Annotated in this window: 16 protein-coding genes; 8 read left to right on the top strand and 8 right to left on the bottom strand. The window is 71.8% G+C overall.

All coding sequences use genetic code 11. From position 1 onward, the window contains the following. Positions 1 to 34: 34 nt before the first annotated feature. Positions 35 to 802 (top strand): DUF72 domain-containing protein, encoded by a 768-nt coding sequence (locus OG417_RS10640; protein ID WP_329253420.1) that lies wholly within the window; start codon positions 35 to 37, stop codon positions 800 to 802. Here the strand turns inward: OG417_RS10640 and OG417_RS10635 are convergent, their stop codons facing one another. After that, a complete protein-coding gene (locus OG417_RS10635; RefSeq protein ID WP_329253418.1) occupies positions 803 to 1,708 on the bottom strand; it encodes a TIGR03619 family F420-dependent LLM class oxidoreductase in 906 nt (301 codons plus the stop codon). Between the two features lie 102 nt (positions 1,709 to 1,810). Here OG417_RS10635 and OG417_RS10630 point away from each other — a divergent pair, with 102 nt between their 5' ends. Together OG417_RS10630 and OG417_RS10625 are read left to right on the top strand one after the other, a co-directional pair. Beyond that, positions 1,811 to 2,089: a hypothetical protein gene (locus tag OG417_RS10630; protein WP_329253416.1), complete on the top strand. Its 279-nt coding sequence runs from the start codon at positions 1,811 to 1,813 to the stop codon at positions 2,087 to 2,089. 179 nt (positions 2,090 to 2,268) lie between these two features. Further along, positions 2,269 to 2,433, top strand: a complete 165-nt coding sequence (locus OG417_RS10625) for a hypothetical protein (protein ID WP_329253413.1) — start codon at positions 2,269 to 2,271, stop codon at positions 2,431 to 2,433. Between the two features lie 39 nt (positions 2,434 to 2,472). Here OG417_RS10625 and OG417_RS10620 read toward each other — a convergent pair whose 3' ends face one another. Further along, positions 2,473 to 3,048 (bottom strand): TIGR03086 family metal-binding protein, encoded by a 576-nt coding sequence (locus OG417_RS10620; RefSeq protein ID WP_329253408.1) that lies wholly within the window; start codon positions 3,046 to 3,048, stop codon positions 2,473 to 2,475. Positions 3,049 to 3,144: 96 nt separating this feature from the next. On the opposite strand from OG417_RS10620, the gene OG417_RS10615 reads away from it, so the two are divergent. Together OG417_RS10615 and serA are read left to right on the top strand one after the other, a co-directional pair. Further along, the gene (locus OG417_RS10615; RefSeq protein WP_329253406.1) at positions 3,145 to 3,951 is read left to right on the top strand and encodes a helix-turn-helix domain-containing protein; all 807 of its coding nucleotides are present in this window, start codon (positions 3,145 to 3,147) and stop codon (positions 3,949 to 3,951) included. Positions 3,952 to 4,027: 76 nt separating this feature from the next. Beyond that, on the top strand, positions 4,028 to 5,245 hold the full coding sequence (gene serA / locus OG417_RS10610) for a phosphoglycerate dehydrogenase (RefSeq protein ID WP_329253403.1): 1,218 nt from the start codon (positions 4,028 to 4,030) through the stop codon (positions 5,243 to 5,245). Positions 5,246 to 5,289: 44 nt separating this feature from the next. Here the strand turns inward: serA and OG417_RS10605 are convergent, their stop codons facing one another. Next, complete coding sequence (locus OG417_RS10605) at positions 5,290 to 6,936, bottom strand: APC family permease (RefSeq protein WP_329253400.1); 1,647 nt, start codon at positions 6,934 to 6,936, stop codon at positions 5,290 to 5,292. A 316-nt stretch (positions 6,937 to 7,252) separates the two neighbouring features. Between OG417_RS10605 and OG417_RS10600 the strand changes: the two genes are divergently transcribed. Both OG417_RS10600 and OG417_RS10595 read left to right on the top strand, forming a co-directional pair. Beyond that, positions 7,253 to 7,501, top strand: a complete 249-nt coding sequence (locus OG417_RS10600) for a hypothetical protein (RefSeq protein WP_329253397.1) — start codon at positions 7,253 to 7,255, stop codon at positions 7,499 to 7,501. A 118-nt stretch (positions 7,502 to 7,619) separates the two neighbouring features. After that, complete coding sequence (locus tag OG417_RS10595) at positions 7,620 to 8,462, top strand: IclR family transcriptional regulator (RefSeq protein WP_329253394.1); 843 nt, start codon at positions 7,620 to 7,622, stop codon at positions 8,460 to 8,462. 21 nt (positions 8,463 to 8,483) lie between these two features. Here OG417_RS10595 and OG417_RS10590 read toward each other — a convergent pair whose 3' ends face one another. The 3 genes from OG417_RS10590 to OG417_RS10580 all read right to left on the bottom strand — a co-directional run bounded on the left by OG417_RS10590 (position 8,484) and on the right by OG417_RS10580 (position 11,031). After that, the gene (locus OG417_RS10590; protein ID WP_329253391.1) at positions 8,484 to 9,413 is read right to left on the bottom strand and encodes a sugar kinase; all 930 of its coding nucleotides are present in this window, start codon (positions 9,411 to 9,413) and stop codon (positions 8,484 to 8,486) included. Between the two features lie 64 nt (positions 9,414 to 9,477). Further along, positions 9,478 to 10,077, bottom strand: a complete 600-nt coding sequence (locus tag OG417_RS10585; RefSeq protein WP_329253388.1) for a bifunctional 4-hydroxy-2-oxoglutarate aldolase/2-dehydro-3-deoxy-phosphogluconate aldolase — start codon at positions 10,075 to 10,077, stop codon at positions 9,478 to 9,480. A gap of 189 nt (positions 10,078 to 10,266) precedes the next feature. After that, positions 10,267 to 11,031, bottom strand: coding sequence for a dienelactone hydrolase family protein (locus tag OG417_RS10580; protein WP_329253385.1), 765 nt, complete (start codon positions 11,029 to 11,031; stop codon positions 10,267 to 10,269). Positions 11,032 to 11,330: 299 nt separating this feature from the next. On the opposite strand from OG417_RS10580, the gene OG417_RS10575 reads away from it, so the two are divergent. Next, the gene (locus OG417_RS10575) at positions 11,331 to 12,356 is read left to right on the top strand and encodes a methyltransferase (protein WP_329253383.1); all 1,026 of its coding nucleotides are present in this window, start codon (positions 11,331 to 11,333) and stop codon (positions 12,354 to 12,356) included. A gap of 33 nt (positions 12,357 to 12,389) precedes the next feature. On the opposite strand, the gene OG417_RS10570 is transcribed toward OG417_RS10575, so the two are convergent. Then, positions 12,390 to 13,007 (bottom strand): hypothetical protein, encoded by a 618-nt coding sequence (locus tag OG417_RS10570; protein WP_329253381.1) that lies wholly within the window; start codon positions 13,005 to 13,007, stop codon positions 12,390 to 12,392. A gap of 183 nt (positions 13,008 to 13,190) precedes the next feature. After that, a complete protein-coding gene (locus OG417_RS10565; RefSeq protein WP_329253378.1) occupies positions 13,191 to 13,952 on the bottom strand; it encodes an alpha/beta hydrolase in 762 nt (253 codons plus the stop codon). Positions 13,953 to 13,995 lie beyond the last annotated feature (43 nt).

Raw genomic sequence — 13,995 nt, 5'->3', positions numbered from 1 at the left:
GGCGTACTTCGCCCGCCAGGGGTATGTAGGCGACATGCCGATCCTCGTTGGCACGTCCGGCTGGCAGTACAAGGACTGGCGGGGGCTGCTGTATCCGCCCGGTCTGGCGCAGAACCGCTGGCTGGAGACCTACGCCGCCGGGTTCGGCACGGTGGAGAACAACAACGCCTTCTACCGGCTGCCCGCCCCCGAGCTGTTCGAACGGTGGCGCGGCCGGACGCCCGAGGGGTTCGTGATGGCGGTCAAGGCCTCGCGCTACCTCACCCACATCAAGCGGCTCGTCGACCCCGAGGAACCCGTCGCGCGCCTGATGAACTCCGTGCGGGGCCTCGGCGACCGGCTCGGGCCGATCCTGGTCCAGCTCCCGCCCACGCTGCGAGCCGAGCCCGAGCGGCTCGACCGCTGCCTGCGGGCGTTTCCGGCGGGCGTACGGGTCGCGGTCGAGCCGCGTCACGACTCCTGGTGGACCGACGAGGTACGGGACCTGCTGACCGAGCGCGGCGCCGCCCTCTGCTGGGCCGACCGGCTCGGCCGGCCGCTCACGCCGCTGTGGCGGACGGCCGGCTGGGGGTACGTGCGGTTCCACGAGGGGGCGGCGAGGCCGTGGCCGAGCTACGGCGACCAGGCGCTGCGCGCCTGGGCCGGGCGCATCGGCGACGCGTGGCCGGACGACGCCTACGTCTACTTCAACAACGACCCCGGCGGTGCGGCCGTACGCGACGCCATCCGGTTCGGGCGGTTCGCCGGCCGGGCCGGGCTCCCGGTGAGCCGCACGCCCGACCCCGTCCTGGCGGAACTCTGATCAGGCCATGGCCTCGCGGAAACGCGCGGCGAGGTCGAGCATCCGGGGCAGGTCCGCGGTCGTCTGCTGGAAGTCGGCGAAGACCTCGTACGCGCCGGTCGACCGGGCGTACTCGGCGATCTGCTCGATGGTGCCGGCCCGCGGCACGAGGTCGGCGGCGGCCGGCTCGTCGGTGATCCGCGGGTTCATGCGGAGCATCATCCGCAGCGAGTCCGGGTCGCGGCCGGCCTTCTCGGCCGCACGGCGTACGGCGTCCCACATCGGGGTCAGCACCGGGAGCGGCACGCCCGCGGCCAGCCAGCCGTCGGCGCGGCGGCCGATGCGGTCGAGCGCCGCCGAAGAGTATCCGCCCAGGTAGATCGGCGGGCGGGGGCGCTGGACCGGCTTCGGCTCGATGCGCGACGCCGGCACGGAGAAGGACCCGCTCTCGTACGTGACGGGGTCGTCCGTCCAGATCCGCTCCAGGACGTCGATGATCTCCTCCAGCCGCGCTCCGCGCCCGGCCCACGGCACGCCCGCCGCCGCGTACTCGTCCGAGGACCAGCCCAGGCCGAGGCCCACGTCGAGGCGGCCCTCGCTGAGCACGTCGAGGCTCGTGAGGGTCCGCGCGAGCAGCACCGGGGAGTACCAGGGAGCGTTCAGCGTGCTGGTGCCGAGCCGGACGCGCTCGGTGACCGCGGCGGCGGCGGTGAGCACGGTCAGCGGGTCGAGGAAGGTGGTGTACTCGGCCGGCATCCGCCCGTCGGCGGTGCCGGGGTAGCGGTCGCGCGGGTTCACCGGGTCGAGGATGCGGTCGCCGGTCCACAGGCCGTCGAAGCCGAGATCCTCGGCGGCCCGGGCCACCTCGATGACCGCCTCGCGCCGCGCGAACGCCCCGTACTGGCTCAGTGCCAGACCCACCCGCACCTTGGACTCCTTCCCTCGCGGAACCGATGATCAACCTAGTGCGGCGGGTCCGTCCGCGTGAATTCGGGAATATCAGTCACAAGGGGACAACAAGGGGGAACCATGTCGCACCACGACGGCCACGCGCACGGGCCGGCCTGCGGCCACGTGGCGGTCCCGCACGGCGACCACGTCGACTACGCCCACGAGGGCCACCTGGACGCCATGCGCGAGGGGCACTGCGAGGAGTGCGAGCCCAGCGGCCACAGCGAGCACGACCACCACGAGCACCAGCACCGGGAGGGCTGCGGGCACGTCGCCGTCCCGCACGGCGACCACGTCGACTACATCCACGACGGGCACCGGCACGCCGCGCACAGCGGTCACTGGGACGAGCACTGACCCGGCGCGAGCGCCCGTGCCGGCGCCCGACGCCGGCACCCACGTCAAACCCGCTCGATCATCGACGGTCCAGAACTTGACGCGAGCACGATCTGGTCGTGACCGATGTCCGGGCATACCGGGTTCATCACACCCACCACCGCCCGCTCGGAGCGGTGACCGTACCTAGGAGTGCCACGATGGGATTCTCGCGTTCGCGCCGTCCGATTCTGCCGCTCGTCGTCCTGGCCATGACGGCCGCCCTCGCGTACGCCGCGGGCAAGCGCCAGTCCACGGGCGCCAAGTCCGGCGGCCGGATCAAGGCCACGAAGCGCCGCGCCCGCAAGGCCCGCTCGCGCGCCTGAGCGGCTGAGCGACCGCCCGGGAACCTTGTCCGTCCGCGTTCAGGGCCGCCAGCCGGGGTCACGCCCGGCGAGACCCAGCGCACGGTCGGTGGGCGAGGCCGACGCGGAAACCGGTACCTCCGGTCCGAACGCCCCGTACCGGCGGCCCATGTCCGCCATCGACGACACCTGGCCGAACAGCGCCTCGGCCAGGTCGTCGTCGGGGGCGTACTCCTGGCCGGTCGCCTTGGCCAGGTCCCAGCCGTGCAGCAGGAACTCGGCGAACACCAGCCCGCCGATCGTCTCGGCGGGCATCTGCATCTCTCCGGACAGCGTGGCGGTGCCCTTCCAGGCGGCCGGCTCGGACCAGGCCTCGGCGGTCGCGCGGGTCCGTTCGGCGAGGCTCTCCGCCCAGCCGGGCTCGGGCTGGAAGTCCTCGTCGGGGGCGCCGGTGCTCGGCCGTTTGAGCGCCGCCCCGCGCGCCGGTTCCGTCATCCAGCCCGACAGGTGGCCGAGCAGGGTGCGCACGTCGAACTCCGGGCACGGTGTGGGCCGGTCCATCATCTCCGGCCCGATCCCCAGGAGCACCGCGTTCGCCGTCTCGACGGCACGTACCATCAGCGGCCGCAACTCCATGACCTCTCTCCTCCGATCTCACGGTCGGCGATGACCGGTACGCCACCGTAGTGGCGCTCCGGCGGGCCGGTCTTGAACAAATGCGACACTGCTCCCATGGCCGAAGGGGCGTACGGCGGCGGGCGCGGCATCCTCCGGCGTCGCACGGCGCTCGAACGCTTCGCGATCGAGCGGCGGGCGCCCTCGCCGGACCTGGCGGCGGTCGCCGACTACCTCTGGATCCTCACCTGGGACCTGCGGGAACGCGAGCCCCACCGGCAACGGGTCCTCACCCGCCCGGCGGTCAACCTGACCTTCACGACCGGAGGGAGGGCGCGGGTCGTCGGGGTCGTCCGCGACGTGTTCAGCGAGACGATCGCGGGCCGGGGGCGTGTCGTCGGGGTCTGCTTCCGGCCGGGCGGGTTCCGGCCCTTCCTCGACGGGCCGGTGTCCGGCCTCACCGACCGGTTCACACCGGTCGAGGAGATCTTCGGCCCCACCGCGCGCGCCGCCGCGGACGCGATCATCGCCGAGCCCGACCGGGACCGGGCCGTCGCCATGGCCGAGGATCTGCTGCGCTCCCGCCTGCCGGAACGGCCGGACCCGATGATCGCCGAAGTCGCCGCCATCGTGGACCGCATCGCCGCCGATCCGGCCCTGCTGCGCGTGGCGGACCTGGCGGCGGCCCTGGGAATCGGGCCGCGGCGGCTCCAGCGGATCTTCGCCGAGTACGTCGGTGTCGGCCCGAAATGGGTGATCCGGCGGCACCGGATGCAGGAGGCGGCCGAGCGCGCGGCGGCCGGACCCGGCGCCGACTGGGCCGCGCTGGCCGCCGAACTGGGCTACGCGGACCAGTCCCACTTCACCCGCGACTTCACCCGCACGCTGGGCATCTCCCCCGCCCAGTACGCTCGTAAGCGCTGACCGCAGCGGTGGCGTACCGGAGCGGCGGCCTCACATACCATGAAAACCGACCGAATCCGGTAGGAGGACCTTCCAGGTGAGCCCCGCTAGTGCACCCCGCCGCGCACTGCTGTTGGAGAACATTCATCCCGACGCGGTCGCCGGTCTGGAGAAGAACGGCTACGCCGTCGAGACCGTCGCTCGCGCGCTCGACGAGGACGAGCTGATCGCCCGCATCGCCGGTGTCGATCTGCTCGGCATCCGCTCCAAGACGACCGTCACCGACGCCGTGCTGGCCGCCGCGCCCGACCTGCTCGCGGTCGGCGCGTTCTGCATCGGCACGAACCAGATCGATCTGGCGTCCGCCTCCGAGCGCGGCGTCGCCGTCTTCAACGCCCCGTTCTCCAACACCCGCAGCGTGGTCGAGCTGGTCATCGCCGAGATCATCGCGCTGACCCGCCGCCTCGTCGACAAGAACACCGGGATGCACGCCGGCGTGTGGGACAAGTCCGCCGAGGGCAGCCACGAGGTACGCGGGCGGCGCCTGGGCATCATCGGGTACGGCAACATCGGCAGCCAGCTCTCGGTGCTCGCCGAGAACCTCGGCATGTCCGTGTTCTTCTACGACACCGCCGACAAGCTCGCCCTGGGCAACGCGCGCCGCTGCTCCAGCATGGAGGAGCTGCTCGCCACGGTCGACGTCGTGACGCTCCACGTCGACGGCCGGCCGGGCAACAGCGGCCTGTTCGGCGAGGCCGAGTTCGCGCGGATGCGCCCCGGCAGCCTGTTCCTCAACCTCTCGCGCGGCTTCGTCGTCGACCACCAGGCGCTGCGGAGCCACATCGAGTCCGGGCACCTGGCGGGCGCGGCCATCGACGTGTTCCCCAACGAGCCCAGGGCGCGCGGCGACGAGTTCGTCTCCGAGCTGCGCGGGCTGCCCAACGTGATCATGACCCCGCACATCGGCGGGTCGACCGAAGAGGCGCAGCAGGACATCGGCCAGTTCGTGGCCGGCAAGCTGCACGACTTCGTCTCCACCGGCAACACCTCGCTCAGCGTGAACCTGCCGCCGGTCTCGCTGACCTCGCAGGACGGCGGGCACCGCCTGACCCACCTGCACCGCAACACGCCCGGCGTGCTGGCGACGATCAACAGCGTGCTCGCCGACCACGAGGTCAACATCGAGGGCCAGCTGCTCGGCACCCGCGGCGACCTCGGGTACGTGATCACCGACATCGGCAGCCAGTACACCTCCGACGTGATCGGCCAGCTCCGCGACCTGCCCACCACGGTCCGGCTGCGGCTGCTGTCCTGACGTCCCGCTGACCCGGCTCGGCCCGGCCGGGTCAGCCATCACCGTCAGTCGGCGAGGTTGAGGGTGGGGGCCGCCCTGAGTTCGGCCTCCTCCGCCTCCACGGCGGCCTTGACCTCGGCGCCGGAGACCGCGAGCCGCACCGCGACGTAGTAGACGACCAGCGCCCAGACGCCGACGATCACGATGTCCCACCAGTTGGGGATCGTGTTGCTGCCGCCGTACCGGCCGAGGGCGCCGATGATGACCATCACGCCGAACCACGGCCAGATCCAGGCCGAGGACTTCATGTTGAGCGGCACGCGCTCGCCGGCGGGCAGCCTCAGCCGGTTGATCGCGAAGATGACCAGGCCCAGGAGAGACGCCACCCCGAGCTTCCACTCGGCCTGGAAGGTCGACCAGTAGATGACGAGGTTGCCCGCGACGAAGGAGACCGGCGCGAGCACCTTGAAGGCGGGCAGGCGGTACGGCCGGTGCCGGTCCGGGTCGCGCAGGCGCAGCGCGGTGATGGCGATCGGCGCGAACGCGTACATGATCGCGGTGGCCTCGGTGACCAGGGCGACGAGCTTGCTCCAGCTCGGGAACGGCAGGAAGCAGAGCTCGCCGACGACGAACGCGATGATGATCGAGACGAGCGGCACGCCCTTCTTGCTGACCTGGGCGACCTGCCTGGGCAGCGCCTTCTCCCGGCCCAGCGCGTAGGACAGGCGGGAGGAGGTCGCGATGTAGACCAGGCCGGTGCCCGCCGGCGAGATCACGGCGTCGGCGTAGAGCATCCACGCCAGCCAGGCGACACCGGCTCCGGTTGCGAGCGTCGCGTACGGGCCGAAGTCGCCCTTGCCGATCGGGTTGGCCCAGCCGTGCGCGAGGTTGGCCGGGTCGAGGGCGCCGATGAAGGTGATCTCCAGCAGGATGTAGACGATCGTGCCGATCGCGGTGGCGGTGATGACCGCGCGGGAGACGTCCCGCTGCGGGTTCTTGGCCTCACCGGCGAGCTGGATCGCCTGTTCGAAGCCCTGGAGGGCGAAGACCACACCGGCGGGAAGAGCGGCGAAGACGCCGTGCGCGCCGAACGGCGCGAACCCGCCGCCGGCCGAGAAGTTGCCGGCGTGGAACGTCAGCAGCAACAGGACGACGATCGTGAGCAGCGGGATCGCCGTCTTCCAGATCACCGTGATCGAGTTGGACTCCGACAGGAGCTTGACGCCGACGATGTTGATCACGATGAAGATCAGCATGAAGACGCTGGCGACGATCAGCCCGGTGCCGGTGAGGGTGCCGTCGGTGCGCAGCAGCGGGAAGTTCCGGTGGATCCAGCCGATGTGATCGGAGTACGACAGCGTCGCCTCGACCTCGATCGGGGCGAGTGACACCGCCTGCAGCCAGGCCATCCACCCCGCGGCGAAACCGGCCAGCGGCCCGAAGGCGAAGGCCGGGAACCGCGCGGTGCCGCCCGCGACGGGGTAGGCCGCGCCGAGCTCGGCGTGCACCAGGGCGAGCAGGGTCAGCATGATCGCGGCGAGCACCCAGGACAGCAGGGACGCGGGTCCGGCGAGCTTCGCCGCCGTCAGCGCGCCGAGCAGCCAACCCGACCCGATGATCGAACCCAGGGACACGAACATGAGTCCCCAAAATCCGACATCTCGGCGCAGATGTCTCCCCGAACCGACTGCGCCGGTCGTGGTGGTCGCCATGCCGCCTCCATAAGCAAGGGTCTCTTCGGGTGTCGTCCACGAGGCGCTCACGGCCTCCTCCGGACAGCCGCGACCGCTCGCCGCGGACAGGCGTGGACCGCGAGCGCTGGGGGGAGACTAGGCCGATCCGCACCATCACGCAATGGATGAATCCGCTGGTCACGGCGGATTTCACCGTAATGAAACATCCCATAGTCATGTTCCAGCAAAGTCTCGGCAAAGGCGGGTTACGGCCGTCCCTGGCGGGCAGGGAAACCTGTTCGCGCTGAGGCCGGAGATGCGTGCCGTTCGAACCTGTGTTCGATACAATCAAGACATGAAGCGGCGAACGTGCGATCAACCGGTCCAGGTCAAGATTCGCGGCGACAGTCCGGCCTGCTTCCGTCAGGACGACTGTGACTACGAGGTCATCACCTTCCTCAAGATGCTCGCCTTCCGCCGCCCACAGGACGGCGTCGACACCCAGCTCTGGCAGGTACGGGCCCGATCCTCCGACACCCCGGAGCGCACGTACGAGCTCGAGTGCGACCACGGCCGCTGGCGCATGACGGCCTTCTGGTGCTGACCTCCGGCTGCTCGCCGGAGCAGGCCGCACGGCCTGCGGGACCGGGGCGGCCCCGGCGATCCGTACGCGCCGGTGAGCTGCCCGGTTTCGCGGTCGGCCACGGGGATAGGCTCAGCGTGTGGTGACCTCGACCGGCGGCGGTTCCATCGACAAGGCGCTCATGGTGCTCGAAGCACTCGCCGAGCACCGGCGGGTGACCGACATCGCGACCGGCACGGGGCTGCCGAAGTCGACGGTCCACCGCATCCTGCAGTCACTCGTCGGGTGGGGTTTCGCCCGCGCCGACGGGAGCGGCGGGTACGTACCGGGCCCGCGCATCCTGACGCTGGCCGGCAAGGTGATGAGCCGCTTCGACCCGGCGCAGCACGCCGACACGGCCCTGCAGCGCCTGCGCGACCGTACGGGCTTCACCGTGCACTTCGCGGTCCGCAGCGGCGACGAGGCCGTCTACGTACGCAAGGTCGAAGGCCTGCGCCCGTACCAGATGGCCTCACGGGTCGGCATGAGCATGCCGCTGCACTCCACCTCGATCGGCAAGGCGCTCCTGGCCCAGCTGCGCGACGGGGAGGTCGCCTCGATCACCTCCCGCACCGGGCTCGGCCGCCGCACCGACCACACGATCACCGAGTCGCAGGCGCTGCTGGACCACCTGGCGGAGATACGCCGCCGGGGCTACGCGGTCGACGACGAGGAGAACGAGGCCGGCATCCGCTGCGTCGGCGCCCCGGTGTTCGACCACACGGGCACGGTGATGGGCGGCATCTCCATCTCGGGCCTGACGTTCGAGGTCGACCCGGACGACAAGCACCTCGCCGACGAGGTCGTCACCGCCGCCCGCGACGTCTCCCTGGCGCTGGGCGCCCCTCTGGACCACGCCCCGACGAACCTCGCCCGCACCGTCGATGGGATGGCCGTCACCGAAGCGTCCGTGACGGATCACTCATCGCCACGGACGCGCTGACTCGGTGCTCCAGGCGACGACCTACGCGTCGCGCAGGAGGGCGTCGATCTCCGCCGCGGTCGCCACCCGGCCGGTGCCGCCCTGGCCCGCCAGCGACACCGACGCCGCCGCGGTGCCCGCTCTCACCGCGTCCACCAGCGATGCCTTGGTGGCCAGGAGGGCCGTCACCACGCCGGCGAACGCGTCGCCCGCGCCCGTCGCGTCCACGATCACCTCGGCCGGTACGGCCGGCACCGTCGTACGGCCGGCCGCCGACGCCACGTGCACGCCGTCCGCGCCACGGGTCACCGCAACCGCCGCCGCGCCCAGCCCCAGGCAGGCCTCGGCGGCCTCCTCCGGATCGGCGGTGCCCAGCAGCGCCACGCTGTCCGCCGGGCAGGACGGAGTGATCAGTGCGGCGTGCGGAGCCACCTTCGCCAGGATCTCCCGCGCCGCCTCCGGCGTGGTCAGCCGGCCGCGGAAGTTCGGGTCGTAGACCACCGCGCCACGGGCCTCCTCCGCCGCGGCCACGACGGTGGCGGCGCAGGACTCCGACAGCGCCGCGGTGATGCCGGAGAGCAGCACCGCTCCGGCCGTCGCCACCGGTGCGGCGACCACGTCCGCCGGGGACAGCCGTGACGCCGCGCTGCCCGACCGCATGTACGCGAAGGCCCGTTCGCCCGCCGGGTCCGCACCGACGGCGTACGCGCCCGAATGGCCGGGCCCGCGCCACATCCAGCGCGTGTCGATCCCGTGCGCCCCGGCGAAGGCGATCAGGCGTTCGCCGAACTCGTCCTCGCCGGTCCGCGTGACCAGAGCGACGTGCGCCCCGGCCGCGGCGGCCGCGACCGCGGCGTTGAGCGCGTCACCGGAGAATGACAGGCGAAACGTATCCGCACTGGTCAACGGCGTGGCCGCGGAGAACTCCACCAACGGCTCGCCGATGACGACGACATCCGGATGCTCGTTCACGAGCCCTCCTTCGTCGGAAGAGTGACCAGACGTGCGTGTTCTCCGGTTGGCTCGCTTCGCTCGTTCACGACAGCTCCTTCAGCAGCTCACGTACTGCCGCGGCCGGGTCGGGCGACTTGACCAGCTCCGACCCCACGCCCACCGCGTACGCGCCCGCGTCGAGGTAGGCGCGGACCTCGCTCAGGCCGATGCCGCCGGTCGGAACGATCCGCGCGCCCGGCAGGACGGCCAGCACCGAACGCAGGTACGCCGGGCCGCCGACGTGCGCGGGGAACAGCTTGGCGATGCCGCGCCCGGACGCCGCCGCGACCTCCCCCGGCGTGAACCCGCCCTCCAGGAACACCGTCCCCGTGCCGGCGGCGAACGCCCGGACGTCCTCGGCCGGGTACGGGCTGACGAGGAAGTCGGCACCCGCCTCGATCGCGCGGCGCGCGTCGGCGTCGGCGGTCACCGTGCCCGCGCCGAGAAGCGCATCGGGGTACGCCCGCCGTACGTCGCGCAGCGCGTCCGCCCAGCCCGGCGTCGTGGCGGTGAGCTCGACGACGCCCAGGCCCGCGTCGAGGAGCGTCGAAGCCGCCCGCACGGCTCCCCCGGCGTCCGGGGTGCGGAGTACGGGCAGCAGACGCGCCTCCCCGATCGCCCGCTCGATCGCGGCTTGATCCATTCCGGCTCCCTCGTTCCGTTGTACGGGACGTCGTTCTACATTATGAGCGATACCGGAACCGGCCGGGAAGCCGGGTACTTCCCTCCGACGCGGTGTGAGGTCGTCGATCTCGGGGCCGCCGGGGAAGGTGAGGCTCCACGAGGGCGGTGCCGGCGTCCGGCTCCGCGCCGGACGCCGACACCGGTCAGGTCAGGCCGGTGACGTGCCGGCCCGGCCGAGATGGCGGACCAAGAACTCGCTGTCGACCCCGACCCAGCGCATGTTGCGATGAGTGCCGGGGTTGGCGAGCAACGTCTTGTCCTTTGCGGCGAAGGCGTCGAACAACGCGAGAACGGATCGGCGATCGACGTACTCTTCGTCCCACGGGAGCAGGAACTGGACCGGGACGGTGATCTGTCTGGCCGCCTCGATCAGGGCCTCGTGCGCGAAGAACCCGCCGCCGAAGATCGCGGCGGTGATCCTGGGTTCGACCGCCGTCAGCGGGATTCCGATCGCGGTGCCCAACGACATGCCGCCCCCGTAGCCGATCGGCGCTTCGGTGCCGATCTCGGGCAGTTCTCGAAGGGCGTCCAGGGTCGCCTGCCATTCCGGTACGGCACGCTCCGCCAGGGAGGTGCTGTAGCGGACGCTGATCGACTCGAAACGTTCGAGCTCGCCCGACTCCATCGCCTGCCGCATCTCGGCACGGGCCTGATCGTCTTCCGCCGTGCGCGGGCGGTCGCCGTGCCCCGGCGCATCGATGGCGACCACGGTGAAACCCCACCTGGTCACGCTGTCGTGGGCACGGGCCATGAGACCCGGCGTCTTCTTGTGGAGGCCGCCACCGTGACCCATCAGCACCAGCGGGGAATGATCGGAGCCGGAGGCGGGCGACCAGAGCACGCCGGTGACCTCGCCCACGGTGAAGTCGCGTTCGAGAACGCCGTTCGAGGACGTCTCCGCGGTGAAACGCAAAGAATGCAAAGGTGTTGCCTTTCGGGAGTGCCTTGTCATCGAGGCGCTCCCGGCGACCCCTACGTCAATCGCCCGACCGTGACGACGAGGGGAGCACCCACGTGTGTCCAGTGGTTCATGGGTCTCACCTCCTCGCGTGATGTCACAGCCGCGGGAAGGTTACCAGCCCGGACGCCGCCCGCCCACCCGCTTTCCCGCCGACGAGCCCGCGAGGGCGCCCAGGCCCGCGCGTCCGGAGGCCGTGGGCAGGTCACATTCGTCCAATCCGGCCGGTGGGTGCGGCGGTTACGGTGCGGCGCATGACAGCGAACGAGGGCGAGGCGTCGGCCTGGCAGCTGCTGGCTCCGGTCATGGATCTGGTGACACCGATGGCGGTCCGGGTGGCCGCCACGCTGGGCCTCGCCGACCTGATGGCCGGTGGCGCCCGGCACGTCGACGAGCTGGCGGAGCGGACCGGCACGGACGCCGACGCGCTGCGCCGGCTCCTGCGCCATCTCACCTGCCACGGCATGTTCGCCGAGCCGTCACCCGGCCGGTTCGCGATCAACGAGGCGGCCGATCTCCTGCGCTCGGACCATCCGTCGGGGATGCGCGTGTGGCTGGATCTGGACGGGTTCGGCGGCCGGATGGACCTGGCGTTCACCGGGCTGATGGACACCGTCCGCACCGGCAGGCCCGCCTGGGAGGCCGTCTTCGGCGCCCCGTTCTGGGAGCACCTCGCGGCCGACCCGGCGCTGGCGGCCTCGTTCGACGCGGCGATGGCGGACTCGACGCGGAGCATGACGGCCACCGGCTACGACTGGTCCGGGGTGTGTCACGTCGTCGATGTCGGCGGCGGCACCGGGGCGCTGCTGGCCGAGGTGCTGAGCGACAACCCCGGCGTCCGCGGCACGCTGGTGGACCTGCCCGAGACCGTCGCCCGGGGACGCCGGTTCCTCGCCGAGCGCGGGCTGGACGGGCGGTGCGAGTTCTCCGGGCAGAGTTTCTTCGATCCGCTGCCGGCCGGCGCGGACGTCTACCTGCTCAGCAACGTGCTGCACGACTGGGCCGACGAGCCGGCCGCCGCGATCCTGCGCCGGTGCGCCGAGGCGGCCGGTGAGGCCGGTCGCGTCGTCATCGTCGAGTGGCGCGGCACCGCCGACGACGCTCCCGCCATGGTGGCCGAGATGGACCTGCGCATGCTGGTGCTGTGCGGCGGGCGGGAGCGCGGCCTGGACGACTACGGCACGCTGACCCGAAGCGCCGGGCTGGAGGTGACCGACGTCCGGACGGCTCCGTCGGGCCATGTCCTGCTCGACTGCCGCTCGGCGGGAGATCCGTCCTGACACGGGACGCCGGGGAGCGTCCGGTCACCCGTCTCAGCGGCGGCGGAGGAGTACGGCGGTGAGGATCGCGCGCAGGTCCGGGGGGATCTCCGAGCACAGCAGCACGGCCATGTCGTTGCCGGGCCGGGAGGACGACAGCCCCAGCCGCACGCCGCGTGCGTCGAGCAGTTCGGCGCCGTTCTCGACGGCGCGGACGCTTCCGACCAGAAGGGTGCCCTGCCGGACGATGATCCGGTCGTCGCCGTACGGCCGGAACGTGTACCGCACCTCGGTCTCACCGCGCCGGATCTGCACCTGGGTCCGTGAGATCCGGGCGCGCCAGAGGGTGACCCCGCCGGCGTCCTTCAGGCGTACGCCGTCGCGGTAGTTCCGGACGACGGCCAGGAGCCGGCCGTTCCGCGTGTAGCGCCCGGCCTTCCCGGAGATCGTGGTCTTCCGGCCGCTGAGCCGGCTGGTGATCGTCGCGACGCCGTTGCGCCAGACGACGGCCATCATCGAGCTGGTGGGCCGTCCGGTCACCCGCAGGAACGCGGGCATCGCCACGGTGCTCGACTGCGAGGGGGCCACGGACGCCGAGGTGGGCAACTGATCGCCCCTGCCACATCCGGCGACCCCGACCAGCGCCACCATCACCAGCAGCAGCCTCTTCACCCGCGCCTCCCGAACCACGAACCGGGCGCACGGCGCCTGGCGGATCGCCCGACGGCGCGCCCCGCACACGCACCCGGCGACCCGCGTCACCGTTACTCGTATGGTGCGTAACGGTAGCGGATTAGAGCATTCCCGGCGGTGCACTCCGTGACTCTCGGAAATACTTTTTGTAATCGTGCCTGGTTAGGAATGAGACCGGCGGTTTTCCAGCGAACGGGCGGCGGCCCAATCGCCGATGCGCCCCATGAGCGCAGGGGTCATGGCACCCTCCGCATGCCCGAAGCCGGGCTCGACCCACAGCTCGCGCGGCTCACCTGCGGCATCGTACAACTGCTCTGCGTGTTCGACCGGAAGAAAAGGGTCACTGTCACCGTGAACCACCAGGAACGGCACGGGAGAAATGCGTCCCGCGACCGCGTACGGCGCCTCGGGCTCCCGCACCCAGCCCCGTGGGGTGATGCGCGTTCGCCGGGCCAGGCGCACGGCGACGCGACCGCTGCGGCGTTCGATCGCCCAGTGGGCCCGGCGCATCGGCCTGGTGTCACGGTAGTACCAGCGGGCGGGCGCGCTGACCGAAACGACGGCGTCCACGCCGCCGAGCAGCGCCGCGTGCCGAACGACGATCATGCCGCCCATCGAGAAGCCGACCAGCGCCACGCGTTCGTACCCGAGGTGACGCGCGTGGCGTACGGCGGCGTCGACGTCGAGGATCTCGCGGTCGCCGGCGGTCGACAGGCCGCCGGACCTGCCGTGCCCGCGAAGGTCGATGGCGATCACGCCGGCGACGCGGTTCAGTGCGGCGGCGATGCGGCGGGGAGCCGGCAGGCGCCGGTTGCCGGTGAAGCCGTGCGCGAGCACCACGCACAGGCCGTCCGCGCCGGGCAGGTGCCCGGCGTCGATGCGCACGCCGTCCATGGAGTAGAGGGTCAGGGGCTGGACGATCATGCCCTCCATGGTGCCGCCGGCCCCGCGGCGGCGCGCTCGCGGG

Origin of the sequence: Actinoallomurus sp. NBC_01490, assembly GCF_036227085.1 — a bacterium.
GTDB lineage: Bacteria > Actinomycetota > Actinomycetes > Streptosporangiales > Streptosporangiaceae > Actinoallomurus > Actinoallomurus oryzae.
Note: the sequence above shows the minus strand (reverse complement) of the source record. Positions and strands in the feature narration are given on the sequence as shown.

Bases quoted from the DNA above. Each gene is read 5' to 3' on its own strand.
- OG417_RS10640 (WP_329253420.1), top strand. From the start codon at position 35: ATGCCGATCCTCGTTGGCACGTCCGGCTGGCAGTACAAGGACTGGCGG.
- OG417_RS10630 (WP_329253416.1), top strand. From the start codon at position 1,811: ATGTCGCACCACGACGGCCACGCGCACGGGCCGGCCTGCGGCCACGTG.
- OG417_RS10625 (WP_329253413.1), top strand. From the start codon at position 2,269: ATGGGATTCTCGCGTTCGCGCCGTCCGATTCTGCCGCTCGTCGTCCTG.
- OG417_RS10620 (WP_329253408.1), bottom strand. From the start codon at position 3,048: ATGGAGTTGCGGCCGCTGATGGTACGTGCCGTCGAGACGGCGAACGCG.
- OG417_RS10615 (WP_329253406.1), top strand. From the start codon at position 3,145: ATGGCCGAAGGGGCGTACGGCGGCGGGCGCGGCATCCTCCGGCGTCGC.
- OG417_RS10605 (WP_329253400.1), bottom strand. From the start codon at position 6,936: ATGGCGACCACCACGACCGGCGCAGTCGGTTCGGGGAGACATCTGCGC.
- OG417_RS10600 (WP_329253397.1), top strand. From the start codon at position 7,253: ATGAAGCGGCGAACGTGCGATCAACCGGTCCAGGTCAAGATTCGCGGC.
- OG417_RS10585 (WP_329253388.1), bottom strand. From the start codon at position 10,077: ATGGATCAAGCCGCGATCGAGCGGGCGATCGGGGAGGCGCGTCTGCTG.
- OG417_RS10575 (WP_329253383.1), top strand. From the start codon at position 11,331: ATGACAGCGAACGAGGGCGAGGCGTCGGCCTGGCAGCTGCTGGCTCCG.
- OG417_RS10565 (WP_329253378.1), bottom strand. From the start codon at position 13,952: ATGATCGTCCAGCCCCTGACCCTCTACTCCATGGACGGCGTGCGCATC.